Source organism: Dyadobacter sp. (genome assembly GCF_039919315.1).
Lineage (GTDB): Bacteria > Bacteroidota > Bacteroidia > Cytophagales > Spirosomataceae > Dyadobacter.
Map to the genome: position 1 here is coordinate 83,454 of NZ_JBDSFX010000001.1, position 25,659 is coordinate 109,112.

Genomic DNA, 25,659 nt, shown 5'->3' on the forward strand with positions numbered 1-25,659 from the left:
AAAAGAATAGATTATGGATATATTTAGTTTAACATGATAAGTGCTCCCTTAATGGTCGTTGGCCCGCTGGCTTTGAGTTCCGCCATGGCGTCCCCTTCCACGGTAACCTGCGCCCCTTTGAGTTTGGCGCTTGCCGTACCTTCTGCATTGATTTCAGTACCAGCCTTAATGTCGGTGGATGTACCACTTTCGATTTTAATGTCCTGATCGGCCTTAATGCTAATGCTGCCTGCCTGCACCTCAAAACTCGAGCTCGCTTTCATCGAGATGTTATTGGACGCCTCAATACTGACATCCTTTGACGTGAGATGGATCAGCCCGTTTTCCACCTGCATTTCAATCAATCCGTCGTCCTTAAAGCTAAATTTCAAATTAGTATCCGTCTTATTGCGGTTGCTGATCTGGATCTGGGCATCGCCGTCTTTATCAATAAAAACCAGCATATTTCCCGACCTCGTGGCAATGACTTTGATATCGTTTTCGTCGTTCGTATAGCTGATATCTTCCTCTGGTTTAGGATAAAGGCTCGTCATCACAAATGGATTTTCGGCCAAATTTGCCTCATAACCTACCATCACCATCGAGCCAATCTCCGGCACAAAATTGGCTCCCCTGCCCTGTGAGTTATGGAATGTCCCTACGCGCATCCATATTGACTCCTGATCCTGCTGCCGCGCCTGGCTCCAGAAGAATTTGACCCTTACCCTTCCCAGACTGGCATCATCGTCATTCGCGATCACTTCCGCCTGCTCCGTTTCGCCCAATGGATTTTTGACATAAGGATTATTAGGCGGATGCTGCGCGGACTCGGGAACTGCATTGAATGAATTCTGATAACTCCCAGCAGTATTGATCTCGTGGCGAATGTGTACCACCCGGTATTTTCCAAAATTTTCCTCATACTGCTCCCCGCGCTCATTCAGCCGCTGTCCTTTCACCACCAGCACCGTCCCGACACTGATCGTAGGCGTTTCGCCGGTACCTCTGAAATCGACCATGGAAGTAACCCTGGCGGAGCGTTCCATTTTTGTCAGCTCATCGATTTCACTTTGGTCGCCAATGATTTCAGGCGACGGTAACAATGAACTCTGGGCAAAAAGTGTGTCCGATTGGTCCAATGCGAACTCGCTTAATGACGTCAGTCCGTCCACATTCTGCTGGGCAGATTCTCCCGTGTAAGTTTCAGGAACTGTATAATTGTATCCCGCCAGACTAAAAACCGATGGATGCAGTGTCAATGCTACGTCGAAATTTTGCAGGCCATCGACCAGGAAATCTACCTCCTGCGAATTCCCGTGCCCCAGCACCAGCTCGCGGCCATTGTAATAAAACCATTCACAGCAGCGGTCCGCTACCCGGCTCAAAAATTTGTAATTGCTCTCATTGTATTGGGTAAATGGCACTGCCCTGCCGCCATTTTGAGGATTAAGCTGCTTCCTCAGTAGGTTTTGCGGATAGGGCTGCAACACTGTGTTAAAAATATCCTGCACCGTTCCTCTCAGAAACGACCGCCGCTGTACCGAGTCTTCGAGAACAATGGTCGGGCTGTATCCTTTCAACACAAAAGCGCTGCTCATATCACTCAGGCTGCGTAGCCGTATCTCCGTCACAATCCCCTGGAAAGTGAAATCGAATGATTCCTGCCCGAGCCTCGGACTGAATGAGAAAGTGATTTTCTTGCCCATGACCGCCCGGTGCGACCGGTTAAAAAAATGCTCGCCTTCATCTTCCAGCTGATCAAACGGTACCAGCAGCTCAAACCAATGATGTGCAAAAAGATCTTGCTCGATCACCAGGCCCAGATGTCGTGTTATCTGAGTCCCGCCTTCAATTTCAATGGAAGTATTAACCTGTCGTGCCATTTAGCTTGTGATCTCAACCGATCCTATTTTGACTTTTTGCGGTAATAGTACCAGCTCGTAAACCAGTGCAATGCTGCTGTCTCTCAGGAAATAATCTTTTCCCCTGTGCTGCGGGAGATAACCCTTCGTGTCCGGTACATGCGCCAGCTGGTAACCTCTTATGGTGGACTGTTTGGGAAGAAATGACTCTCTGAAACCCACACAATAAGCGTCTTCAAACTCCATTTTTCGCAATACCTGCGAATCGTTGTCGTACTTAAATTCAATCTGTCCGCTCAATTTCCGGTCGTTTTTAAATGCCCAGTCGTAAAGCAATGCGAAGTCATCGTTTTGCGTAGGCGTAATCATCATTCTGATCAGCCGCACTTTCGGGGCGTCGGTAGGGCTCCCGCGCTCATCCGCATTACGGTTACAGCCATACGACACCTTTTTGACAAGAAATGCTTTGCCGTCCAGTGTAAAATGCGCTTCCACGCCAATTGTAGCATCCTGATCTGCCATCGTTAAAAATTCTCCAGTTTGGCTTCGTTAATCTCCACACTCGATGCCGTGATCGTGAGGCACGTGATAAAGTTCTGCAGCCGGTTCGCCAGTGCCTTATCCAGATCATCCAGACCATCGTCGAACATTTCCACGAATTCAATGCAGACCGCTTCTTTAAAACTCAATGTCTTGAAAGAACCGTTTTCTCCGAATTGCTCCACCGTCAGGTCGTACTTTTGAGAGGGCTTGTTCGCCCATTCGATCAGAAAATCATCCAGTACCATTTCCAGCTCCAAGTACAAATGCGACCATTGAATGGGCGACGTGATGGACATAGCATCGTCCACCGTCTGATGTAACTCAAACCGCATGAACATGACACTATATTCATGCTCCCCGTCTATTTTTAAGGTACTTGCGAAGGACATTTTTTCAATTTTGAACGAGTTAATGAGTGAATGGGTCGCCGGAGCGATGAGTGAATATTTTTAATGATGGAATTACTAAGTAGGTGAGCGAATGTAACTTTGACCGGCTCTCATTCATTCATTCACTCATTCATTCACTCATTGAAATCATTGTTGCGCATACTCAGCCGCCCATTCAGCCGCATCCAGGTCATCGCCTTTCTGACCGGTAAGTGCGATCATGAAGTTCTTGGCTGGGAAATACGGTACCATGTGAATGTCCAGGTATACCTTGTCTTTTTGGTTCTTATCCTGTTCAAAACGCATGACACTGAATTTTTCAATGAGTTTTCCAGGCCCGGTAACACTGTCCAGAAATTTGATGATCTGTTTTTTCAGGTCATTTTTTGTATTGTAATCAAAATTTTCAAATGCCCGTCGGTTCAGAAAATCAATGAGTACTTTGGTGATATAGTCAAAAACCCGAACGACCGAGTAAGTCTGCAAACCCACATTATCGCCATTGAACAATGTTTTGGCAGAAAAAGCCATCACTTTGCTGTACTCGTTCACCATTGGGATCAAACCCATTTTTTCAAGATCCGCGATCTCTGATTTTTTCAATGGAAACCGAACACCATCCACCTCGCTGAGCGTTCCGTGTTTCTTGCCCGCCGCTACCTGCGACATGAGCGTTTTGTAAACATTCCCGGCCAAAGCGGTCGATGGCGGAATGTACAGATCGTCTTCCTCACCGAGGTCGTCATATTTTGCCCGGCCCACGAGCCAGTTACAGGTCATCATCACATTACTCAAATGCGCCGCTCCACCGGTCAGGTTAGCCGACTCGAAAAGCTCCATAACGTCCTCAGGAGCATCCAGGTGCATGAAATCCGTGAGTAACATCGTTTTGTTTTTATGAGCCATTTTCGCCCATTTGTCCACTACTTTGCCAGAACCCAGGTAACCCGGTACATTCAGGATCGAATAGTTTTCACGAAGGTCAAGCCGGTCAAATTTCGCCGCCAATTCTTCGCCGACCGCGTCAATAAAGGTAGTCACGTCCAAATCCTGTAATTGATCAGGCGTAGCATTCAGGAACGTGACATTCTTTACCTTATCCAGCTCTGTATTTTTGAAAAACATGGCAACCGACCGGTACGATTGTTCGAGCGGACGCATCTGCTCCATTGCTTTGCCCAGGTTTTCTTTCAGTGATGCAAATGCCGTATCGGCCTGCTTCTGACCAATTTCGATCATTTCGGGCACAGTATCAGCGCTACTCAGCAGCTCCGACCAAAGTTCAAGGCGCTTTTTCAATTGCTGCCTCTCCTTCTTTTTATCAGCCTCGGTAAGGAATATTTTCTTCCTCGCTTTTTTCTCAGGGTTAATATTGGCGGCACCCTCAATGATGGTTTCCACCAGATCGTAACTTCCGTATTTGGCAAGAAGAGGAAGGCCTGCCTCCAATGGTACCGCTGTGCGTTCTTTCAAAGCGCCCTGGGCCGGAGACGCTTCGTCACTTAATTTTGATTCGTTTGCCATGATTTTAATTTTGAATTAGTGAATGACTGAATGACTGAATGGACTTTAATTTTGAATGATTGACCGGGTCGCCTGGGGCGATGACTGAATAAATTCTAATTTTGAATGATTGAATTAGTCGCCTGGGCGATGATTGAATGTTAAAATGAATCCTAAGCAAAAAGCTAATTCACAAGCCTACTCATTCATTCATTCATTCATTCAATCATTCACTCATTCAATGATTCAATCATTGGATTCAGCCCGCTTCCTCCAGCTCGTTGATCAATGTTTGAAATACACCAAGCAATGCGGCTTTGGCTTCTGGTTTTTCCAATGCGGCTTTCAGTATTTTGTTTACTTTCAAATGCCTCACTACCTGTTGGTAAGCTTCATTTCTTGCGTCAAGATCCTGTAAAAACGCACTCTGCGCGATAACGCCTTTTTTACCAAAATCTCCCAGGTTTTTGAAGCGAAGATTTTCATTGATAAAGCTGCCGTCGGATGTGATAAACTCTACTTCTGCTTCCGGTTGATAATGGGCAAAAACCTCTTCGGTTGTTTTCAGATCGTAAACCATTTCGGGCCGCGGCGACGGTTCGCCGGTCAAAGTAGTGGCAAATAGCGTCCTGTTTTGCGGGATATCTGCGATCCCCTCGCTGGACTGGTCGATCTTGCGCTCATTCCCGCCTATTCCGTAATTGAACATAGTAGTATATGGTTAAGAATAAATGTTGTTGGTTACTATTTGTTAATCAGCCGATTAAAACCGTGGGGCATCCTAATACGATCGTCCCGCCATGCGCGGTGCTATCGCCCATTCTCGCCGCTGGCTTTCCCCCGATCAGTACCGTCGTCGAGCCCACTGCAATGACATCCGGTGGTCCCACGCATACGCACATATCGCCCACGCCCGCCGCTGGCTGCCCACCAATGAGCACTGTCGGCGCTCCTGGCGGCAGTACCGGCCCGCCCACGTGTGGGATTGGCGGTGTGCCTGGTGTCGCCATCGGGCATACATGCATATCTCCGACTCTTGCTGCTGGCTGTCCCATTTCTTTGGTTTTTAGCTGTTGGCCTTTAGCTTTTAGCGTTTAGCTATTAGCCTTTTTTTTCTTAATGTTCACCTGTATAGTCAACTCGCAACTTTCGTAGCTAAAAGCTAATAGCTAACAGCTAATGGCTTTTAGCTACCTCCCCTTCGCCGCCTTAAAATCAAAGAGCGAACTTAGCGATACACCTATACCCACTGCTGCCGCGCCTACTGAAATGTAGATTCCCGGCTTGGCATAGCTCATAAGCCCTTCCGGGTTATCAATGCGCTTTTTGTAATCCTTATAATCCTTGTTCAGCATGCTGTAAGTGACCGCCCCAAACGCAAGCGCAGCAACACCGGCACCCAGTTTGATAGCGCCCCACTTTCTCGCATTCTGTATTGCAGCCTCATTCGGCTTGTTCAATTCTTTGAAAACCCGCTCTCCTTCCTTGGTATCTTCCGGAGTAGCAACCGGCTTTTTATCCGTTGCTTTGGCCACGACCGGCTCCTTTTTACGCTGGAGAGAATCATAGGTAGCGGAAGGCTTAGGCGTAACCGGCACGGCCTTAGCATTATCGGATGAATTGAATGCTACCCTCGTCAGATACACGATCCAATCATTGCTTGCCGATTTGTCAGCGCGAAGCTCGGCAACACGTGCAATCGGCTGGTACACAGCATTATCCTTGTTGCTTTTACCCTTAAAATGCTGGGTATAAAAAACTTTGACAAAAGGATACTTATCTACCTTGACGTCAGACACCACCAGGTTTGTGAATTCAATGGTATTGGTCTCCGTCTTGGTGTAAAAGAGATCGAAATTGCTCAGATATTTTTCAATGGGTGTATCGAGGCCAGGCGCGCTCATTTTGTGCTTTGGGTCGATATCGTCTTCAATAATCACACCGTCATTGACAAAAATCTGGTCATTACTCGGCATGTAGCTGTTCATCATCAGGTACCGGCGCTCGTAGTTGCTCAGATCTTCGTTTGCGATGGCATTGAGAAGATCATTCAACCCCTTCACCTTTTCGCGGGCTAGCACCCGGATTTCATCTGCATCTTTCCGGCTGATCACCTGCGCATCCGACTGGCTGGTTATCGCCAATCCTGCCCAGATTCCTAGCATAATTCCCCATTTCAGATTTGTAAAATTTCTCATCACCTGTATCATGATTTCAAATTACTTTTCATTGTAAATCAACTATTTGAACCTCCACCCGTCTGTTCATCCGTCTGTTTTCTTCGGTATCATTGGGCCTCACCGGATGCTTGCTTCCAACTCCGGAAGCCACGATCAACCTTTCGGGAACGCCTTTGCCAACCAGGTACCGGGATATCACCCTCACCCGGTACTCCGATAACGTGAGGTTCAGATTCGGGTTGCCAACATTGTCCGTGTGGCCTGTTATACGCAAACTTTTGTTTTTATTTTCCAGGATAAATACGGCGACTGAATCGAGATAAGTCCTGGATTGCAATGGCAACTTGTAATCGCTTCTTGGAAAGTATAATGTCTTGTCTGAGGCGGTCATCGTGCTTTTATTTACTTTTTCAACCGGCGCGGCTGGTAATTCTCTGTCCGGCAGGCGGAATGATTTCAATGTCAACCCTTCTTTCAAAGACGCTATGGCTGTCGCAAATTCTTTCTGGTCCTGCCCGCCCGATATGGCAAACCGGTACGATTTTCCCGACACCAGTTCCGCGTAATAATGTCCGTCATTAATGCGGTTCATTACTACTGCTTCCTTGTTTTCTTCCGTCAGCTGACATTGAATGCCTGTTTTTGCATTGATAATGTTGACCGATAAGATGGTATGCTGCCTGTTCAGTTTAATGATGTAAGTCCTGGGCTCGTCGTCTGTTTTGTCCAGGATCAGATTGCCGTTGTAAGCCTGGTAACCAGCAGCCTTCACTTCCAGCGCGACAATGTCTTTTTCAGTAAAAATCACTTCGACAGTTGGCCTGGAATTTGTCAGACTAAAACAGTCCCTTTTCTGCTTTTGGGTATAATAAAGGCATATTTCGGCAGGCAATGATTGATTTGTCAATGCATCTTTTACCTCGAACCGCCTCACAATGGAAGTCAATACTTTGGTACTGTCTTTTAATTCAAAATGCGTTTGCTCCGACTGTGCATAAGGTTCGTCGCTGGTTTGCTTGCCCTGCGGCATCATCGCGATCGCCACAAAAAAGGTACCTTCCGCTTTGCCATCGACATTGACCGGAATATGTAACGTCTGGTATTTCAGAGATTCAACCGTCAGCTCTGAAATGTGACAAGGCATTTCCACATTGAACACACCCAGACTATCCGTTTTTCCCAAACGAACCTTACCCTGGTCTGTTTTGGCCGACAGACTTGCAATGAGCGACGTCGATCCGGACATGTCCGTGACTTTACCGGCCAGGAACCCACATTGAGCGCGGAGCAATGTCATTGTTACAGGAAACAATAACAGGGTCATTAAAAAACGTTTGTATTTCATTGTCCCTCGTTGGTTTCAACACCAATATTTCCCAGCAAAACTTCCCAATTTATCGTATCCTTGCCATCAATGGTTTTTTGATACGATTCCAGTTTTACGCGGATATTTTTCTTGGTAATATCCCCGTAGGCTACTTTTCCATTGGCCGCAAATCCTTCGAAAACCTGCTGCCCGGCAATAATTCCGTAGTAATTTCCGTCTGCCTCCTGTTTCAGTTCACTCACGTATTTGACCTCATTCCAGGTAATATTGATCTTGCTGTAAGGCAGCAGTTTTAGTCTGTTCAGATATTCCTTTACAGGATATTTTTTAACTCCTTTCGCAGAACTTACAGCAACAGTTGCCTGTGGCTCAAATAGGCTCAGCGCCTGCAATACCGCCTTATTTTTCTCTTCCGACTTCATGCTTTTATCGCCGATGATGCGCAGGTAGGAAGTAAATTCATCCACGCGCCGGATACCTTTTTCGCTGTATTCCTTGTATTCCGTGTCTGATAAAAATGGCTTTACAGGCTCTTTGGCGATTTTCGGTTGCTCTTTTTTAACCGGTTCCGGTGTTTTCGGTTTCTCCTGATCGCGCCGGGCGATCTCCATTTCTTTTTTCTCAATTTCTTTGTGTGCCAATGCAAGCAATGGAGCCACATCCACCACATCTCTCAGTATCTCATGACGCCCGTCGCGGTAAATGACAGTCGCTACCTCTTCCTTGTTAATGGACGCCGGATTTCCCTCCGTGGTCATGTAATTGATTACTTCATCACTTTCGTACGATATAGTCCCTGTAATGACGGCCAGTGGAACGCTTTTCACGATAATATCCTGACTCACCGTTCTTGGCGGCGACTTGTAAAATGCCTCGATCTGGGTTTGGGCTTTGGATGAACTCTCATTTAATTCCGAAATCACCATAAACTGCCCGCTGGCTGCAAAAACCACCAAAAACCGTTTTCTATGGTAAACACGGGGAATTCCGTCGGCCGCAATCCATTCCAGTTTGCTATCCATCGCCCGGCTCAATTTCGCCTGAACCGGATTGCCATTATCCAGCCAGATGCGGTCCTGCGCAAGGCAAGGCATCGAAAGCAGAACAAACCAAAGTAGAACAATCTTCTTCATAATCCAGGGTTAGTTTTCGTAAGAGACCAGGCTCATTGTCAGTTCACTACCAGTCAGTGATTCAAGTCTCCATTTCCCATATCTGCCACTTTTCGTCTTGAAGGCGATCACGGTATTTGCGGCATTAGCGTTCATGATCACCGAAACACCGTCAGGTGAGTAGCCCGTTGTATTGAGCAGGCCTAGATATGTAATCGCATTAAAATCAATGATACCCAGGTTTTTAAAGATGGCACCGTCAGTCGCGGCGATGGCCAGTACCGTACCTCTGCCGGAAATCGTGAATATATCGACACTGATATCTGCCTGCGCATCGCCCTTGGGCACCAGTTTACCTTCGTCGAGATCATAGTAGGAGCCCCCGGGCATGGTCACTTTGACTGACACTTTACTTGTGAAAATACCCGGCTGATCCACCGTTTTTACATTCACGATCTCGCTGTAAGCCATTCCACCACCTTCATTTCTGGCATAAATCGCCACATAGTATTGGGTATTGGCAACCAGCCCGCTGATATTCTGATTTTGGATTGTGATAGGCAACGTGCCTGTCGTCCCAAGCTTCACCACCCTACCGGACTCCATATTCAGGTTCTGATTGGTTCCATAAACCAGCCCATACTCTATGATTTCACCACTTTTCTTTTCCTGCCGGTCGTTTTCGAAATCAGGCTTATTGATGCTGCCGCTCACCGTGATCTCGGTCCGCCGGATCGCTACAATTTCCAGTTTAGAAATCGCAGGCGCGAGCGGATCCACCGGCCCGAAAACATTGCAGGAAAGCAGCATTCCCGGCAGCAGAAACAACACAGCACGAATGTTCATCTTCTTCATATCATCAGGGTTTTCCCTTACTGGTTTTTAACCGACGCGTACCTATATACGCAATTGATTTTAATCGTTATTGTAAGTCGTAATGGACACTTCCATATTTCCGGAATACACGTCTGTATCCGATCGGTCGGCGCCTTTTGAATTGATGCGCATCTTGCCATAATGCCCCACATTGGTCACATAGGCCACGACGGTGCCATTCGAAAGCTTATTATTTTTGGTTGTGTAACTGCCATCTATAAAATCGACGGAGTATTTCAATCCTGTCAGGTCGCTATATTTCAGATTTTTGAAATCAGTACCGGACGGCATGACTACGAATTTGGCACCGTTTTTCGGGTAGATACCTGCGGGTTGCCCGTAAGGGTACCAGTACAAATCTTCCGTTCCATTTCGTGATTGAATGTCCCCGGTTTCAAGATCGTAGGTATTCGAATAATTCATTACGAAAGTCGTGTCCTTCAGTACCGCTGGCTGCCCTGCCGTAAAAGTGAGCACATTAGCATAGGAGATCCCGGCATTGGTAGTCACATAAGCGCGGGCAAAATAAACGGTACCCGGAGCAAGATTGGGCAGGTTAGCCACATAGGAGCCCGTTTTGGCAGTTCCCGTAACCTGCACTTTCAGATCATTCACCGTGGGGGCCTGGTTGGTACTGGAATAGCAGACCCCGTAGTTGGAAACCGTTGCATTACTGTTGGCCACGGAGATCGTATAATTAATGTCGGCAGAAGTCTGTTTGATGCCTGAGGCACTGACTGTTTTGAGCGTGGGAAGTACGAAATTTCCTGTTGTAAAGCTGGCAACCGGCCCGTAAATGATGCCTCCGCCCTCATTCTTGGCATAAACACGGATGTAATACTTTTCCTGGGACGAAAGCCGTGTGATCTGGTCTTCCCAGTTGTAAGGAGAACCGGTGATCGTTTGCCCGCCCTGTTCCACGTATCCGTTTTCTATCGTAGGCTGATCGAGAATGCCGTAAACGAACCCGAAATCCTGGATCTTGCCACTCTTCTTTTCCTGGCGGCTGTTTTTGGCATCAGGATCGGCTACCTGTGCACTCACTTTCACTGAGGTGTTAGTCACCGCCAGAATGGCAACTTCCGAGACTTGCGGTACCAGCGGATCTACCGGTGCAAACAAATTGCAAGCCGCCAGCAGAAACACGAGCCCGAAAACGATAATACTGGTTAACTTTTGCATTCCTTTGATTTGGCTAATATGCAGCAATGGAAATCCTGAATGTGTTATGAAGCAGTTGTTGTCGGCTGCCAGTCATTATCCCAATATTCAATCAGCTGAGGAGTAGCGACCCGTCCTGTGAATTGAACCGTGGTATCGTAGTGCGTTCGCGGGAGCGCGTGAAATCTCATTTGCCGGATCCAGGGTTGTGCGTGTCTTCCCGTTAGAAATCCTCCCATACCCATTTGATTTTCACGCTGTTCCAATGTCACACCGTAATGCGAATCGCCATTTCCAACGCCGTTCACGTGATCCAGGCCTAATGTGTGCCCGAATTCGTGGTTAATGGTGGTTTGTAGAAAGTCAATGCTATGCGTGGCGGCACCAACTCTGGTGGTTGTGAAATTCCAATGTGATTCCAGGTCCCGATGTGTGAAAAGGCCTGAGCGATTGGCTTCTTCCACATAAGCGCGGAAACCGGTTTCTCGCGGATGGATGATGCGAAAGGTCTGATGTGCCTGGGCAGCGGTGTCCACCAGTTGGATGGACAGGCCACATTGGATCGTGGCTGAATTACGGGCACTTCCTGCTCTTGGCGTGTACCAATCTTTATTAGGAGTTAAAACAAACTTGTCACTCCAATGCCGCTGCACTACCTGTACAAACCTCCGTTTATATTCTTCCCAATCACGATCAACCCAGGCATCGAGGTTAAACGTACCGTAGAGGTCGTGTAGAATTCCATTGCCGGTAGCATGAGTGTCCGGCCTGAAAAACCGGGTCGTAGGTTCCACGCGTACCAGATGGACTTTGAATTGCAGTATCAGGCCAAAGGTGGTATCGTCGATTGGCAAAAGGCACGAATCCCAGCGCCTTGCGTTTCTGAATAAATGAATGTGCATAATGTTTGAAATTTTATTGCTTTAAGAAACTATCGTCTCCACGTCCGCCTTTTCAGTACTCCAAATCACTTCTTCGCCATCTCCCAGGCTCAGGCTGATTACCGATCCTTTACCAATCTCACCCGAAATGATCATTCTACTGATAGGCCTTCGTAGTATATTTCGGATCACTCCTTTCAATGGCCGCACACCATATCGTGGCGTAAAACCCTGCATAGCAATGTGTTTTCGGGCCTCCGGGGTCAGCTGTAAAGTGATACCCTGCTTTTCCATCAGATCCGTGAGCCCACGTAAATGAATGTCGAAGATCTTCACTACATTTTCCTCAGATATCGGCGCAAATGGAACGATCTCAGTTAGTCTTGCTAAAAATTCAGGACGAAAATACTTGGCCATGATCTCCATCAGATCCGAAGATTTAGGAATCCCTCCCTTATTGAATTCCTGAACAATGTGTTCCTGACCAATGTTGGAAGTAAACAAAATCACCGCATTAGAAAAATCACCCTCTTTCCCCAGCCTGTCGTGCAACTTACCTTCGTCCAGAATTTGTAGAAAAAGATCAAAAACTGATGGATGCGCTTTTTCAATTTCATCGAACAAAACCACTGAGTAGGGTTTCTGGCGAATTTTGTTCACTAACAAGCCTCCTTCCTCATAGCCGACATATCCCGGAGGTGCCCCGTACAACAATGCGGCCGAATGTTCTTCCTTGAATTCCGACATATCAAACCGGATCAGGAATGACTCATCATTGAACAGAAAATCTGCCAACGCTTTCGCAATTTCAGTCTTACCGGTACCAGTCGGCCCAAGCAGGAAGAATGATCCGGTGGGTTGTCCGGCTTTGATCAGCCCCGAACGTGATTCCAGGATCGCCTCGCTTAATGCTTTCACCGCTTGGTCCTGGCCTACTACCCTTTTCTTTAAAACTTCATCAATTCCGAGCAATTTATCCCGCTCAGAACTTTGCAGCCTACCCAGCGGAATCCCTGTCTTATGGGAAATAACCGCCGCTATTTCGTTTTTACCCACACTATCAGAGCGTTGGGTAGCCAGTTGTTGCAAAGCAGCCAGCTTACTGCTCAAATGGCCGTGAATACCTTCCGCCGTTTCGAAATCTTCTTCGCCATCCTGTTCGAGTTTGCCAATCAGCAATGGACTCAGGCGGTTCGGCAGCTGCCTGGCAAACCATTTTAATTCATGCATTCGCTCAGCCTCATCGGTTGCCAGCAATGCATCGAGGTCAGTTTGTAATGAGGTCAGCTCGTTTTCTGACACTTCATCCATCAGGCGCATCGCTGCCATAGTCCTGTCCAGCAAATCCAGCGCAACATCCGGCAAGCGGCGCTCCTTCACATATCTTTTGGATAATTTAACTGCTTCCGCTGCTGTACCGGCTGCAACTTTCAATCCGTGATGCGCTTCATAAACCGGCAGGATATGTTCGATCATCCGCGTGGCCGTAGCCTCATCCGGCTCTTCTACGTGCAGGACTTCAAACCTGCGGGAAAATGCTTCGTCCTTTTCAATGTACTTCCGGTATTCTTCCGGCGTGGTCGCACCGATCAATGTAAGCTCGCCTCTGGCCAGTTCGGGTTTCAGCAGCTGAGCTACCCCAGCGCCTACCGAACCCTTCGGATCAAGTAAAACATGTATTTCATCAATGAACAAAATGGCTTTGTCAAAAGCTTTTATTTCATTCAGGATTCCTTTCAAACGTTCCTCAATTTCACCTTTGTAGGACGCACCAGCTACTAATGCGCCTGTGTCCAGTTCCAGCAATCTTGCATTTTGAAGAAGCTGAGGTACTTTTTTTTCGGATATCAATTTGGCAAAACCTTCAACCAATGCAGATTTCCCGACTCCCGGCTCGCCGGTGAGAATGACATTGGGCTTACTTCTCCTGCCCAGTATCTCCGCCATTTGACGGATCTCCCGATCGCGGCCAATTACTGAATCTGTTTTGCCATCCGCAGCTCTCTGGGTTTTGTCAGTAGTATATTTTTCAAGGTTACTTGTTCCTGTTTTAGCTGTACCAGTCTGTTTAGGAGCGCTCTTACTCTCCTCGGGAGCTCCGTTTTGACTCTGCGTCCCCGATGTCTGCCCGCTCATGGCAAGTACCTCCTTCTGAGTAATCGGCAGAGATTTCAACTGGTCGGCTGAAAATCCGACCCCAGGTTTCAAAACTGCTGCCAGTGTGCATAGCGGATCAGTATCTGTGTTCAATTGTAGGGCAATCAGTTCGGCCAATTCCAGACATGACGCAGCCTGGCTGTCGGGCAACGGAGCTTCGGATACTTTCACTGATTTAGGACTTTCTTCCAGTCTTACCTCCGCCCAGTCTCGCAGGTAGGGCACATCTTTCCCTGCCATAACCAGTTCAGAAGCCAGCCCAACATCGTTATGTAGCAACCCCATTAATAAGTGGGCCGGGCCAAAACGTTCCTGCCGGTATTCCCGCGCGAGTGACCGCGCAACATCGATTGCGTATCTGAGAGCTTCGGTCTGCATTGAAATGAATTAATAGAAATATGAAAACATTTTCCGTTCATGTGTGCCTGGTAGCACTATCCTTCATCTAAGGCTGATTCTTCTGTAAGCTGATCAGCCTTTCCGTTGCTTTTGACTTCATTTCCTTACTCGCAGTCGAAAGCTGCAGGCCATCAAAAATCTGCTTGGCCTGATCGTAATACACTTTTCTGTCGTTTTTCCTGAGATTTCCTTGGGTAAGCAACTGATAATATCCTTCCGCTTCTGAGTATCGAAGCCATTCCCGGTATGTTACTGCCGTACCGTTTTTCGCGGCAAGACATTCATCCAGCTGCCTTTGAATCGCTGCCGCATCCCCGCCGCCGCCACCACCCGGTTTGGCTGCCTTGCAATTATCGAGATCACGCTGCAAGGTCGTAACCTTGGTCTGAAGTTCCTTCGCAGCCGGATCAGCCCCACCACCACCTCCGCCTCCTCCACCCCCACCACCAGCGAGTAGTTGGCGTTCCATACTCTTGATTTCCAGGTCTTTCATATTGATCTGGTTCCTTAGGTCATTGACAACTTGTACGTCAATCCCTTTGCTATCAAGTGTTCGGCGTAATTCACCAATGGTTTCGCGGTACGTTACCAGCGCTTCGGTGAGTTTGGCTATTCCTGTCGAAAGCCTCTTATTTTGTTCATGGATCGCCGTCGCTGACAATGTATTGAAATGACTCATGATACTATTGATCCGGCTTTCAATGTCGACCAGCTGGGTCCTTGCGGTCGCCTTGCCCATCTCATCGGTGGCACTGCTGTATACGCCGTCCAGCTGGATCAATCTTCTTGAAATAAGGCTCAGTGTGTCTGTATCCACCAACATAGGCGTCTGCTCCTCCACAATCTGGCGATACCTTTTGGCTTCGGCCGCTGACACTGAATCAGGCACCCGCAGCAGGAGGTATACCGCGGCTATCGGGAATGTCAGGGATAGCATATACATGCCTACGAACCTTCCTATGGCTGTTTTTCGCTGATTTTTGTTGACGGGTTCCATTGGCTGGGGGTGGTTAGTGGCTTTGTGCTGCCCAGGGCTGAAGCCCTGGGTTGGGTCGTGTGTCTGGGTCCGGTCCCTGGGTATACGCTCATGGTATATGCCCAGGGCTTAAGCCCTGGGTTAAAGGGGGCTCCATCGGGATTTTGTTTTTTCGGGTTGTACTGGTGGTTCGTGTACTGGACTTTCTATGATGAAAACTTGCTGGCCTTTTCTCTTTCCGATGAATTCCAGCTGACTTAGTTTCAGGAACAATGCGGTCCACATACTGTAAAAACTATCCACAATCCTGAGACAAGGCAACATTTCATTATGATTGTAAGGAACCTGGATAACCGACAATATCTTTTTTTCCAAACTTCCCGGCGAATCATCAGCCCATTCGCCCAGGTAACCCAGCAACTCTTCTTTTTCCCTGTCAGTCAGGCATTCCAGCGAGGTTCGAATACTCTGCGCGACCTGGATCAGGCACACGACCATGTGGATCGGCGGCTCGTAAGGTACCAGTCTCTGGTAGGAGACATTGGCCGTTGCAAACACATTGACCAGTCTTTCCACCAGCATCTGGACACTGTCGGATAGCGTACTTTTCTGGCTTTTCGTCTTGATTTTCTGCATGATGCGAAAAGAATACATTTCAATATCATTCAGATAGCCACCAAATCTGTTGTACCATTCCCGTAACCCTTTGTGGCTTTTCACCGCTCGGCACGCCGGGATAAAATCATGCAGGACCCGCAGCTCGGAGTTATTGTATTCTATTTTTCCAATAATTAATCCTGCCCCGCTCCATTGCTCTGTATTGATCAGTTCCGAGGGAACGAGCTTGATTTTGTAAAAAGGTAGTGTGTGCGGATGCCTGACCGGTATTTCTGAATCCAACGGGGTACCTACCTGCCGTCTTTCGAATAAGCCAACGTTGACTACTATATATATTTCAAGACTTTGAGCTGCCGGCAAACGATACTGTTCTACAATTTCTGCCAGCGAAGTATCCAGTTTGAGTTCGTCTTTTTCGGTTATTTCCAGCAAGCTACCGTCCGGGCAAATGCCTGAAAAGTGGTCAATTTTAACTCTGATCTGCTGACTTGCATCTCCTAGTACCTGCATTTGCAGGGAATCGCCGCTCTCTTTTGGAATCAACAAACCGTAGGTCAGAGGTGTTTGAGAAACTGCCTGTGCCTTGCGAACCTGATCAGTGTGGTACTCATCTGTTTCAACAAAATGCTGTCGTGAGATTTTCATCCCATCCACCCAATTCACTGCCATGCGGCGGATATCTGCCATCATACTGGATTCAATTACTATGTGCTACATTTTCATTGCTGCCTTCACCAGGCCGATCACTGAGCGTACCCCAAACTTCCTGAACAGGCTGCGGCGGTAAGCTTCCACGGTGGAAATACTCACCTGTAGCCGCTCGGCTATCTCTTTTGAGCTTAACTCATCCATGATCAGATCCAGGATCTCTTTTTCGCGCTTCGTCAGTTCCATAATTAAAATACTTAGACAAAGTTGCCCATTCGGAAGCGCTATTTCAATCGGCAAATACCCTGAAATCCTCTGCTGTTTACCCTGAAATTCAATGTGGTTTTTTGTAGGTTTTTTAAGGGTATTCCATGAATTTCGAAAGTTAGACAACACCCATTCTCACCGCGATCTTGGTAAGTCCCACAGCGTTTTTTACGCCCAGCTTTTGAAACAGGTTTCTACGATGTGTCTCAACCGTTTTATCGCTGATACACAACTCATTAGCAATTTTATTGGTAGAATATTCACTGGCCACCAGCCGCAATATTTCCACTTCACGCTTGCTCAAAAAATCCCTGGTGGTAGGCGTCGGCTCGGAAATGAATGTATCCACGGAAGTTTCGGCCAGTTTCATCATTACTTCCTGGCCGTAATAAACTTTCCCTTCCGATACCGCCCTGATCGCCCTTTCCCATTCATCCAGTTCGGATTCAAAGACAATGTAACCGCTCACTCCAGAGCGCACTACCTCTCTAACTGACTCAACTGACGGACTGGGCGCGAGGAGTAAAAATTTGAGACGGGGATACAATTTTCTGATTTTAAGTATCTGGTCTGCCGTCTTTTCGGTGTTATGAGCGAATACTACCGCTATGTCGACTTCTTTTAAGTAGGGTAACTGTGTGATCTGATCCAGGTTATTGCATTTTCCGACCAACTCTATATAGGACCTTCTCCTGAGCCATTCCGCAACCGCTTCGCATTCCAGCGGATGGGGATGAACCAAGCACGCGTGTGTAGTAGGATGTTCCATAATTTTTCCGGGGATGAGTATCTGAATTGTGGTTTCAAAGGTAGGCTTTTGATATAGCTACCGTCAATACGTTAAACTACAGGAAAATCTAGGTAGGATTACTTGGTTTCGTAATTACCTGATAACGAAGTACATTTCGGCCACTTTTCCCAAATTGAAAGCCTTAGTGGTCAACTATAAGGGAAGCCCTTAGAGGTTAACACTGACTTTATGCTATATACGTTTCAAGAAAAGTCAGGTTATCCCTTAGTTTTCAAGTAAAAGCACGTCTTATCTCAGGTAATACAACCTAATGTACCCGAGACCACCGGTTACTCTTTTAATCTTCCGTATTTTCGCATGATTTCAAGTACCTTTTCTTCCGGAAGTTCTTCTACCTGATGACCTTGTGTGCCGTCGGACGTTTTGGCCATGAAAAGTGAATTGACGATTGCCTCTTCCGTAGATTCTATCGCCGCGAGGAAAAGCGGAGAAACGTAGTCATTATGCAGAAATGTTGCACTCAATGTAGCTTCTGCTGTTTCGTGCAGTACTTTGTTTGCTGTTGAAAATGCAATGACATAGTCGCCACTGCCATTGGAGGCGATCCCGCCCGTCTGCGCCATGCCGAGCATGACCCTTTTGGCAAGTCTTTTCAGATTTCTCGCATCGAGCGGAGCGTCTGTAGCGATCACCATCATGCAGGAGCCGTCGGCGGATTTATCAATAGATTCTTTAAATGCGTATTTGCCAAGTTCCTCTCCCACGGGAACACCATTGACTTGGAGTACCCCACCAAAATTAGTCTGAACCAAAACTCCCACTGTGTAGCCGCCCAGTTTTTCAGGCAGCTTCCGGGATGATGTGCCAATACCACCTTTCCAGTTAAAAGCGACCGTGCCCGTTCCGGCGCCTACATTTCCTTCCGCAACCGGGCCATTTTCGGCCTGGGCCAATGCATTCAGAACATGGTCTTTCCGTACATGCCGGCCACGAATATCATTCAGGAACCCGTCATTGGTTTCACCGACTACGGGATTGACCGATCTTACATTTTCATTTCCTTTTTGCCCGAGTGTCCAGTCAATGATCGCGTCGGCCGCTGTGGGTACGCTTAAAGTATTGGTCAAAACAATGGGCGATTCCATAGTGCCCAGCTCCTCGACCTGGGAATAGCCGGTCAGTTTTCCGAATCCGTTTCCGATATACATGGCCGCCTGTACCTTTTGTTGAAACAGGTTTCCATCGTGCGGGATAATGGCCGTAACACCCGTACGAATGTCGGCGCCTTCGACGAGCGTAACCTGCCCCACTTTGACGCCTGCTACATCCGTGATGGCATTCATGGTACCGGTAGGGAGCACGCCGATTTTGATACCCATTTCGCGCGGGCGTTTCTGGGCAGCGAGCGAGAGTGGCAGCAAGAGCAAAAGTGACAGTATATGCTTCATAGGTCGGTTCAATTCGGGATGAAATATAACAAAAAATCCACTGGGAACGCGGGCGCTCCAGTGGATACATTTGCTGTTGAAGTGTAATCTTATTCGTCGTCGGGACGGGCTTTTTCAGGATCGATCACCGTTTCCTTGCGGCTTACCGCCGATGTGCTGAAAAAACCAAGCGCTTTCGGGCCGTTCGGATCGGCATTGATGACGTTGGACCGGACGTTGGCGATGGGTGTTGCGAACAATCCGCCGTTTGCAGCCTGCTCGCTCACTTGTTTAAGGAATTCGAATGCCTCGTAGGTAATGCTATGCAGCTCGACGCCCACCTCGGCCCCCGCAGAATACAGGGAATCCGTCGTGATCGATTCGCGCAGGGGCAGGATAAATATCAACCCATCGGTAGGGGCACCCGCACCGAATGCAGCATCATAAGCGATTGAAATGTTTTCCCCTTTGTCCACTACGGCTTTGCCACGGATCACCGGTTTGATCCAGTAAGTATCACCCACACCTTCGATGTCACGGGCGTAAAATTGGGCTACATATCCTTCGCGAGGTCCTTTATCAGGCTCGAAAGGAAATTTCTCGTGCCGGTACACCACCGAATCCACAGTAGGAACGCGTTTTAGTTCCGATTTGGAAGTGAATGTGTCTGTACCACTCTTGATTTTAAGCGAATAGGTACGGCCCACATGCCCAAGCGTATCCGCACTGGTTTTGCCCCACACATATTTACCGTCGCCATCAGCGTCTTCGAAGTTATATACTTTGCCCTGATCGTCGGTAACCGTCACCGTTGCACCTGTGACAGGCTTCGGCGCACTGTTATCGAAGTAGGCGCCCGACCATGATAATGTAATGCTTTGTTGTCCGGCCTGGTTGTTCAGCCAGCCGTCTACCACGAGCTGGGGAGTTCCGTTAGCTGTTTCGAGATCGATTACATCCTCGCAGCTTGTGAGCGCCAGCGCTGCAAGTGCGAATAATGCGGGGAATTTGAGGTATTTTAAATTGATAAGATTTTTCATTGTTGCTGTTTTCAGGCGTAATAATGATTTCCGTTGGATTGCTCTTAGAATTTGAAGTTGTAAGTGATGGCAGGAATGAAGTTCCCGATCACCGAGTAGCGTACAGCCTCTGCTTTAAGCGGATTATCCTCATTGATCCTTGTGTAGACCGAGAAAGGGTTACGGCGGTTGTAAACATTATAGACCGAGAATACCCATTCGCCTTCACCCACCTTGAACAGCTTCTTTTTGGCTTTCAATGTCGCAGCCAGGTCCAGGCGATGGTAGGACGGGATGCGGCTGTTGTTCCGCAAGCCGTTGTAATTATTTCCGATCACAATCCCCCCCACGGTGTAGCGGTTGGTCGGGAATGTCGCCGGAGTACCGCTTTGAATGGTAAAGTTTGATGACAATGTCAGTCTTTTTGTCAAATCATAAATCGCCACGGCGGTAAAGTTGTGGGGCTTATCGAAGCGTGCGGGAAACCAGTCGTTGTTGCTGACGGACTCTACCAAGCGCTCCGTTCTTGACAGCGTGTAGCTAACCCAGCCCGTCAGACGGCCTTTGTTTTTCTTTAAATAAAACTCCGCTCCATAGGCCCGGCCTTTGCCAAAAAGCAAGTCGCCGGCGAAATATTCATTCAAAAGCAGATCGGAAGCGGGCACATAGTCGATCTGATTATACATTTTTTTGTAATACACTTCAACCGAAGCCTCATAAGTATTGTCCGAGAAGTTCTGGAACCACCCTAATGCAACCTGGTCGGCTTTTTCGGGCTTGATATTAATCCCGCTCAAAGTCCACACATCCAAGGGCGAGCTCGCTGCGGTATTGGAAAGCAAATGCAGGTATTGCGATGTGCGGTTATAGCTTGCTTTAATGGAAGCATTGGAAGTAATACCGATATTCAACGCGGCGCGGGGTTCCAGGTTGCCATAGCTTTTGATCACATCACCTTTTTTATATTCTGTACCCGGAAAAATCGGCTCTTTGCGTTTGCCTTTCTCGGTTTCGGCATACAGATATTCGGTACCCGGTCCGAGGCTGCGGAAATAGGAATACCTCACGCCATACTGCAGCGAAATGCGATCGCCAAATTTCAGCTCATTACCCGCATACAATGCAGATTCGTCGGCATAGCGAGGTTCGAGGCTGATGTCTTGCATATCGCCTTCCGAAACGAAGGTCGCTTTGCCAGGGCGTGTATCATAATAGATATACTGGCCACCGAACGTCAGCTGATTGTTGGGCGTAATGTAGAATGTAAAATCAGGCTTGATACTGGTACTGATGATCTTGGATTTCCAGTCGAACTTGTCCTTGGCGTCGGGCTTGTTCTGGTTCTGTCCCAGGTTATAATCATAGTTACTGTAATAACCCGTCAGGTTCATGAACAGCTTGTTGGAGAAAATGTGGTTCCAGCGAGCCGTCGCCGTAGCGTTGCCCCAACCAAACCCAAAATCACCGCCTCCGAAAACGTCTTTACCAAAATAACCGGAAGCATAAAATGTATCCTTATCTCCCAAACGGTAGTTCACTTTGGCAGTAAGGTCATAGAAATAGAACTTCGAATCTTTCAGATCTGAATTCAGAAAAGGCTTGGCGAGTACATCTATATAAGACCTGCGACCTGCCACGATAAAAGACCCTTTTCCTTTGGCAAATGGCTGCTCATAAGTAAGTCTTGAAAAAATAGACCCAATCCCACCATTGATCTCGCGTTTCTTGGCATTACCTTCTTTCATACGAACATCCAGGATCGACGATATCCTTCCGCCATATTGTGCAGGGATACCACCTTTGATCAGTTTCACATCCTTTACAGCATCGGGATTGAACACCGAAAAGAAACCGAAAAGGTGAGAGGAATTGTAAACCGGCGCCTCATCGAGCAATACCAGGTTTTGAGAAACATCACCACCACGAACATTGAACCCGGAAGCACCTTCTCCTACCGTAGTCACACCCGGTAATAACTGGATACTACGGATCAAATCGACCTCGCCGAGCAATGCAGGCATTTTTCGGATGGTTTTCATCTCCACTTTATTAACAGACATTTCAATACCGCGCACGTTTTCATCTTCTTTTTGTGTTGAAATCGTCACTTCGGAAAGCTGGTTACTTTCGTCAGCCAGTTCAATGCTAATAGTCTTGTCAGCATCGAGCGTAAATTCCTTCGTAATTTTCTGATAGCCAATGTAGCTGAATACCAATGTGTAGGAACCGTTTGGAAGGGTCAGGGAGTAAAAACCGTAAGGATTGGTTACCACGCCGGTTTCAGCTTCCCGCACATACACGGAAACACCGATCAATCCCTCTCCATTGGACTGGTCCTTTACAAAACCGCTGACCGTATGCCGGTTTTGAGCCAGTGCCGGTACAGCCGTACCAAAGAGTAACAGAAGAAAGCAATAGTGAAGTAGTTTGTTTTTCATGGGCTTAATTTTCATGTCTTACTAATTTAACGCCGGAGCAAATGATGTGGATGGGAACGTTTTCAGATAAAATATCAAAATTGAATTTTTCCTTTTTGATATGACAACTCAAAAGCAGCTTCCCCTTTTTATTTGTAAATAAAATTATTGGCGCAGTGACTTAACTGCCGACAAAGCTGGTGCTAATCAGGGTAATATGACAGAAAAAAATGATGAACTAGCTAAAAAAGGGAATAAGTGGCCAAACCATTAAAATGAAGTTCTTCTATCAGAATAGTATTATTTTATGAAATTTTTGCCACCTCGCTATCATCGGTACATTCTTCGAACAGTTGAAGTGATGTTTTTCCAAACAATGGGTGAATGAGATCCGGGGCGATTTCGACGAGCGGGGCCAGGGTAAATCGCCTGTCCTGAATTCTGGGATGGGGTAAGGTAAGTCGGGCGGTATCCTGAATGATACTCCGATAAAAAAGCAGGTCGATGTCGATCACCCGCGCGCCCCAGCGTACATAACGAACGCGGCCCAACTCGTGCTCGATGTCGAGAATGTGGCGTAAAACTTCTTCCGGGGCTAATGTTGTTTCTATTTCAATGACCTGATTCAGAAAAGCAGGCTGATCCAGAATCCCCCAGGGCTCGGTTTCGTAAATGGCAGATTGCGCAAGTATCGCGCCCACTTTTTCTGCAATGAGCTCACGCGCGGATTGCATAACCAGTAACCTATCTCCCAGATTGGACCCTAATAGAAGATATATGCCGCCGGGAGAATCCATAAAGAATGGTTAATAAACTGGTAAAATCCACGAAAAAAAGGACTTCCCGAATAGAGAGAAGCCCTTTTCCAATAAATTCGTAAACTTTTTTAGAACGTAAGCGTTCCTTTGTCGTAAGCCTTTTGTATGGTTGCTTCAATACCATTCTTGTTGATGGTGCGAAGCGCAGAAGTTGCTACTTTTAACGTAACCCATTCTCCAGACGAAGGAAGGAAGAAACGTTTCTTTTGCAAATTCGGGAAGAATTTACGTTTTGTTTTATTGTTAGCGTGAGAAACGTTATTTCCAACGCGAGTTCTTTTACCTGTAATTTGACAAACCTTAGCCATAAACTTGCAATTTTTCCAAATGAGGGTGCAAAGATGCGTAATTATTTTTTTTTAGGCAAGTAACAGTAAAACAAATTTTAAAAAAATAAGCTCACCACCTGATCCTGAACCCTACGCCGTGCACATTATCAATGCGTATATCGGGGTCGGCAGACAAGTATTTTCGCAGTCTGGAAATGAAAACATCGAGGCTGCGGCCCATAAAATAATCGTCGTCTCCCCAGATCGCTTTCAGCAATTCATCCCGTCGGATCACCTGATCGGTTCGTTCGGCGAGGTATTTCAACACTTCTGCCTCCCGGAATGTCAAATTCTGAATGCTACCATTGATTGCCAATGTAAGTTTTTGAAAATCAAATGTGTAGCTGCCCACTTTGTTCGAATCGGCCTTAATAGGAGCCGACTGGTCGGATTTGCTCCTGCGCAAAAAGACATCGATCCGAAGCTTTAATTCTTCAATACTGAATGGTTTGGTAATGTAGTCGTCCCCGCCCAGTTTCAGACCTTTGATCTTATCTTCCTGCAATGCCCGCGCAGTGAGAAACAGGATCGGTACCTGACTATCAGATGCCCTGATTTTTTCTGCGAGCGAAAAGCCGTCCATTTTGGGAAGCATCACATCCAGCACGCAGATATCGAAATGTTCCTTCCCGAAAATCTTCAATGCTTCTGCCCCATCCTTGGCGTGTACTACTTCGTAATCGTATTCTTCCAGATTATCCTTCGTAGCAAATGCCAGGTTGGGATCATCCTCTACATATAGAATCTTCTTTTTCATTTACTTATTTCTGTGGAATAGTGATCTTGAATGTACTCCCTTTGCCCAATGAGCTTTCCAGGTCCAGCCGCCAGTGATGTGCACGCGCGATCTGCTTCACATAGCTGAGCCCGATCCCGAATCCTTTCACATTATGTACATCGCCATAAGGGATCCGGAAAAACTGATTGAAAATTTTCTTCTGGTACTCCGGCGCAATGCCAATTCCCTGGTCGCGGACCGCTATTACGAGGCATTTACCCTTACTATAAGCTTCAATCACCACGTCAGGGACGTCGTCGGAATATTTCAGGGCATTATCGATCAAATTATTGATCATACATCTGAAATGGAACGGGTCGGCATAGATCATGTTATTTTCAGCCCGGCATTTGAACTGAATTTTGTCTTCAAAAGGCAGCAGGATAGATCTGATCATTTCTTCTGCATTGAGCATTTTCTTTTCCAGGGTCAGCGCATTCCGTTCAGCCTTTGCCATGGATAGCACCATTTCAACCTGTCCCTGCAACCTCAGAATCTCGTCCTGCACGATCTGTACATACCTTTTGTGCCGCACCGGCTGGGCAACGATGTTGTCGGAATTCAGTACATCCGCTGCGATTCGGATCGTTGAAATCGGCGTTTGCAGCTCGTGGGTCATGTTATTGACAAAATCCCGCTGTACCTCTGACAGTTGCTTCTGCCGGAGAATGACAAATAAGGCATAGGCAAAAAATGAAACGGCCACCAACACCAGTATCGACGACCAAATGGCTCCATTGATGCTACCAGCGAAATAGGTTTCCTGCTGCGGAAACCTTACTCCGAAATAGTACGGGTACTTATCGGTTTTGATCCAATTGGTCGTTTTGGTAGGAATTTTATCATTGTTTTTGGTACTCAGCGACATGCCGTACCGCATTCTGTTGGTAGTGCAATCATAAATCCCCACTTCAAAATCTGTAATCAGGTTGTGTTTCTGAAAACTGTCTTTGATAAAATGTTCCAGCAAGTCAGGCTGGGTGGTGGAATTAGTATTCACCAGAAAATACTGCGGTGACAATTGTTCTACCGGATTGGAAGTCTGCATTACCCCATTCACGGACGCCAGTTTTCCCGCGACGTCCTGCAATGCAACATGCGCATTCTGGTTAAACTGCCGGTGCCGCAAGTCAAGCGCTTGTTTCACCCAGTAAATCTGCGTGATCACAACCCCGATAATGAGCAGGGCCGAAAAAACAGTGAGTGATTGAATGGTACGTCTTGACATTTCAAATTGATCTG

The 25,659-nt window shown here is 47.2% G+C and carries 24 protein-coding genes; all 24 read right to left on the bottom strand.

The window, feature by feature from the left end:
* Positions 1-23: 23 nt before the first annotated feature.
* Complete coding sequence (locus ABIO93_RS00405) at positions 24-1,862, bottom strand: phage baseplate assembly protein V (RefSeq protein WP_348063462.1); 1,839 nt, start codon at positions 1,860-1,862, stop codon at positions 24-26.
* Positions 1,863-2,363, bottom strand: a complete 501-nt coding sequence (gene tssD, locus ABIO93_RS00410) for a type VI secretion system tube protein TssD (protein ID WP_348063463.1) — start codon at positions 2,361-2,363, stop codon at positions 1,863-1,865.
* A gap of 2 nt (positions 2,364-2,365) precedes the next feature.
* A complete protein-coding gene (gene tssD, locus ABIO93_RS00415) occupies positions 2,366-2,773 on the bottom strand; it encodes a type VI secretion system tube protein TssD (RefSeq protein ID WP_348063464.1) in 408 nt (135 codons plus the stop codon).
* Positions 2,774-2,920: 147 nt separating this feature from the next.
* Positions 2,921-4,297 (bottom strand): DUF5458 family protein, encoded by a 1,377-nt coding sequence (locus ABIO93_RS00420; RefSeq protein WP_348063465.1) that lies wholly within the window; start codon positions 4,295-4,297, stop codon positions 2,921-2,923.
* A 238-nt stretch (positions 4,298-4,535) separates the two neighbouring features.
* Positions 4,536-4,985, bottom strand: coding sequence for a hypothetical protein (locus tag ABIO93_RS00425; RefSeq protein WP_244822523.1), 450 nt, complete (start codon positions 4,983-4,985; stop codon positions 4,536-4,538).
* Between the two features lie 46 nt (positions 4,986-5,031).
* On the bottom strand, positions 5,032-5,331 hold the full coding sequence (locus ABIO93_RS00430; protein WP_348063466.1) for a PAAR domain-containing protein: 300 nt from the start codon (positions 5,329-5,331) through the stop codon (positions 5,032-5,034).
* 135 nt (positions 5,332-5,466) lie between these two features.
* On the bottom strand, positions 5,467-6,474 hold the full coding sequence (locus ABIO93_RS00435; protein WP_348063467.1) for a hypothetical protein: 1,008 nt from the start codon (positions 6,472-6,474) through the stop codon (positions 5,467-5,469).
* Between the two features lie 28 nt (positions 6,475-6,502).
* A complete protein-coding gene (locus ABIO93_RS00440) occupies positions 6,503-7,801 on the bottom strand; it encodes an OmpA family protein (protein WP_348063468.1) in 1,299 nt (432 codons plus the stop codon).
* Positions 7,798-8,916: a hypothetical protein gene (locus ABIO93_RS00445; protein ID WP_348063469.1), complete on the bottom strand. Its 1,119-nt coding sequence runs from the start codon at positions 8,914-8,916 to the stop codon at positions 7,798-7,800. The genes ABIO93_RS00440 and ABIO93_RS00445 overlap by 4 nt, the downstream gene beginning before the upstream one ends.
* Before the next feature lie 9 nt (positions 8,917-8,925).
* Positions 8,926-9,750, bottom strand: coding sequence for a fibronectin type III domain-containing protein (locus ABIO93_RS00450; protein WP_348063470.1), 825 nt, complete (start codon positions 9,748-9,750; stop codon positions 8,926-8,928).
* A gap of 60 nt (positions 9,751-9,810) precedes the next feature.
* A complete protein-coding gene (locus tag ABIO93_RS00455; protein WP_348063471.1) occupies positions 9,811-10,953 on the bottom strand; it encodes a hypothetical protein in 1,143 nt (380 codons plus the stop codon).
* A gap of 44 nt (positions 10,954-10,997) precedes the next feature.
* A complete protein-coding gene (locus tag ABIO93_RS00460) occupies positions 10,998-11,834 on the bottom strand; it encodes a hypothetical protein (protein ID WP_348063472.1) in 837 nt (278 codons plus the stop codon).
* 21 nt (positions 11,835-11,855) lie between these two features.
* Complete coding sequence (locus ABIO93_RS00465) at positions 11,856-14,348, bottom strand: ATP-dependent Clp protease ATP-binding subunit (RefSeq protein ID WP_348063473.1); 2,493 nt, start codon at positions 14,346-14,348, stop codon at positions 11,856-11,858.
* A 67-nt stretch (positions 14,349-14,415) separates the two neighbouring features.
* Positions 14,416-15,366: a hypothetical protein gene (locus ABIO93_RS00470; protein WP_348063474.1), complete on the bottom strand. Its 951-nt coding sequence runs from the start codon at positions 15,364-15,366 to the stop codon at positions 14,416-14,418.
* 120 nt (positions 15,367-15,486) lie between these two features.
* A complete protein-coding gene (locus ABIO93_RS00475) occupies positions 15,487-16,653 on the bottom strand; it encodes a hypothetical protein (RefSeq protein ID WP_348063475.1) in 1,167 nt (388 codons plus the stop codon).
* 21 nt (positions 16,654-16,674) lie between these two features.
* Positions 16,675-16,857, bottom strand: a complete 183-nt coding sequence (locus ABIO93_RS00480; RefSeq protein WP_244822534.1) for a helix-turn-helix transcriptional regulator — start codon at positions 16,855-16,857, stop codon at positions 16,675-16,677.
* Positions 16,858-16,996: 139 nt separating this feature from the next.
* Entirely contained in the window at positions 16,997-17,647 is a 651-nt protein-coding gene (locus ABIO93_RS00485) for a response regulator transcription factor (RefSeq protein WP_348063476.1), read from the bottom strand.
* A 311-nt stretch (positions 17,648-17,958) separates the two neighbouring features.
* Positions 17,959-19,077: a P1 family peptidase gene (locus ABIO93_RS00490; protein WP_348063477.1), complete on the bottom strand. Its 1,119-nt coding sequence runs from the start codon at positions 19,075-19,077 to the stop codon at positions 17,959-17,961.
* An 89-nt stretch (positions 19,078-19,166) separates the two neighbouring features.
* Positions 19,167-20,096 (bottom strand): DUF4249 domain-containing protein, encoded by a 930-nt coding sequence (locus ABIO93_RS00495; RefSeq protein WP_348063478.1) that lies wholly within the window; start codon positions 20,094-20,096, stop codon positions 19,167-19,169.
* A gap of 44 nt (positions 20,097-20,140) precedes the next feature.
* A complete protein-coding gene (locus ABIO93_RS00500; protein ID WP_348063479.1) occupies positions 20,141-22,513 on the bottom strand; it encodes a TonB-dependent receptor in 2,373 nt (790 codons plus the stop codon).
* Positions 22,514-22,797: 284 nt separating this feature from the next.
* Complete coding sequence (gene folK / locus ABIO93_RS00505) at positions 22,798-23,289, bottom strand: 2-amino-4-hydroxy-6-hydroxymethyldihydropteridine diphosphokinase (RefSeq protein WP_348063480.1); 492 nt, start codon at positions 23,287-23,289, stop codon at positions 22,798-22,800.
* 89 nt (positions 23,290-23,378) lie between these two features.
* Complete coding sequence (gene rpmB, locus ABIO93_RS00510) at positions 23,379-23,618, bottom strand: 50S ribosomal protein L28 (protein WP_031528537.1); 240 nt, start codon at positions 23,616-23,618, stop codon at positions 23,379-23,381.
* 91 nt (positions 23,619-23,709) lie between these two features.
* The gene (locus ABIO93_RS00515; RefSeq protein WP_348063481.1) at positions 23,710-24,396 is read right to left on the bottom strand and encodes a response regulator transcription factor; all 687 of its coding nucleotides are present in this window, start codon (positions 24,394-24,396) and stop codon (positions 23,710-23,712) included.
* A gap of 4 nt (positions 24,397-24,400) precedes the next feature.
* The gene (locus tag ABIO93_RS00520; protein ID WP_348063482.1) at positions 24,401-25,645 is read right to left on the bottom strand and encodes a HAMP domain-containing sensor histidine kinase; all 1,245 of its coding nucleotides are present in this window, start codon (positions 25,643-25,645) and stop codon (positions 24,401-24,403) included.
* Positions 25,646-25,659: the final 14 nt, after the last annotated feature.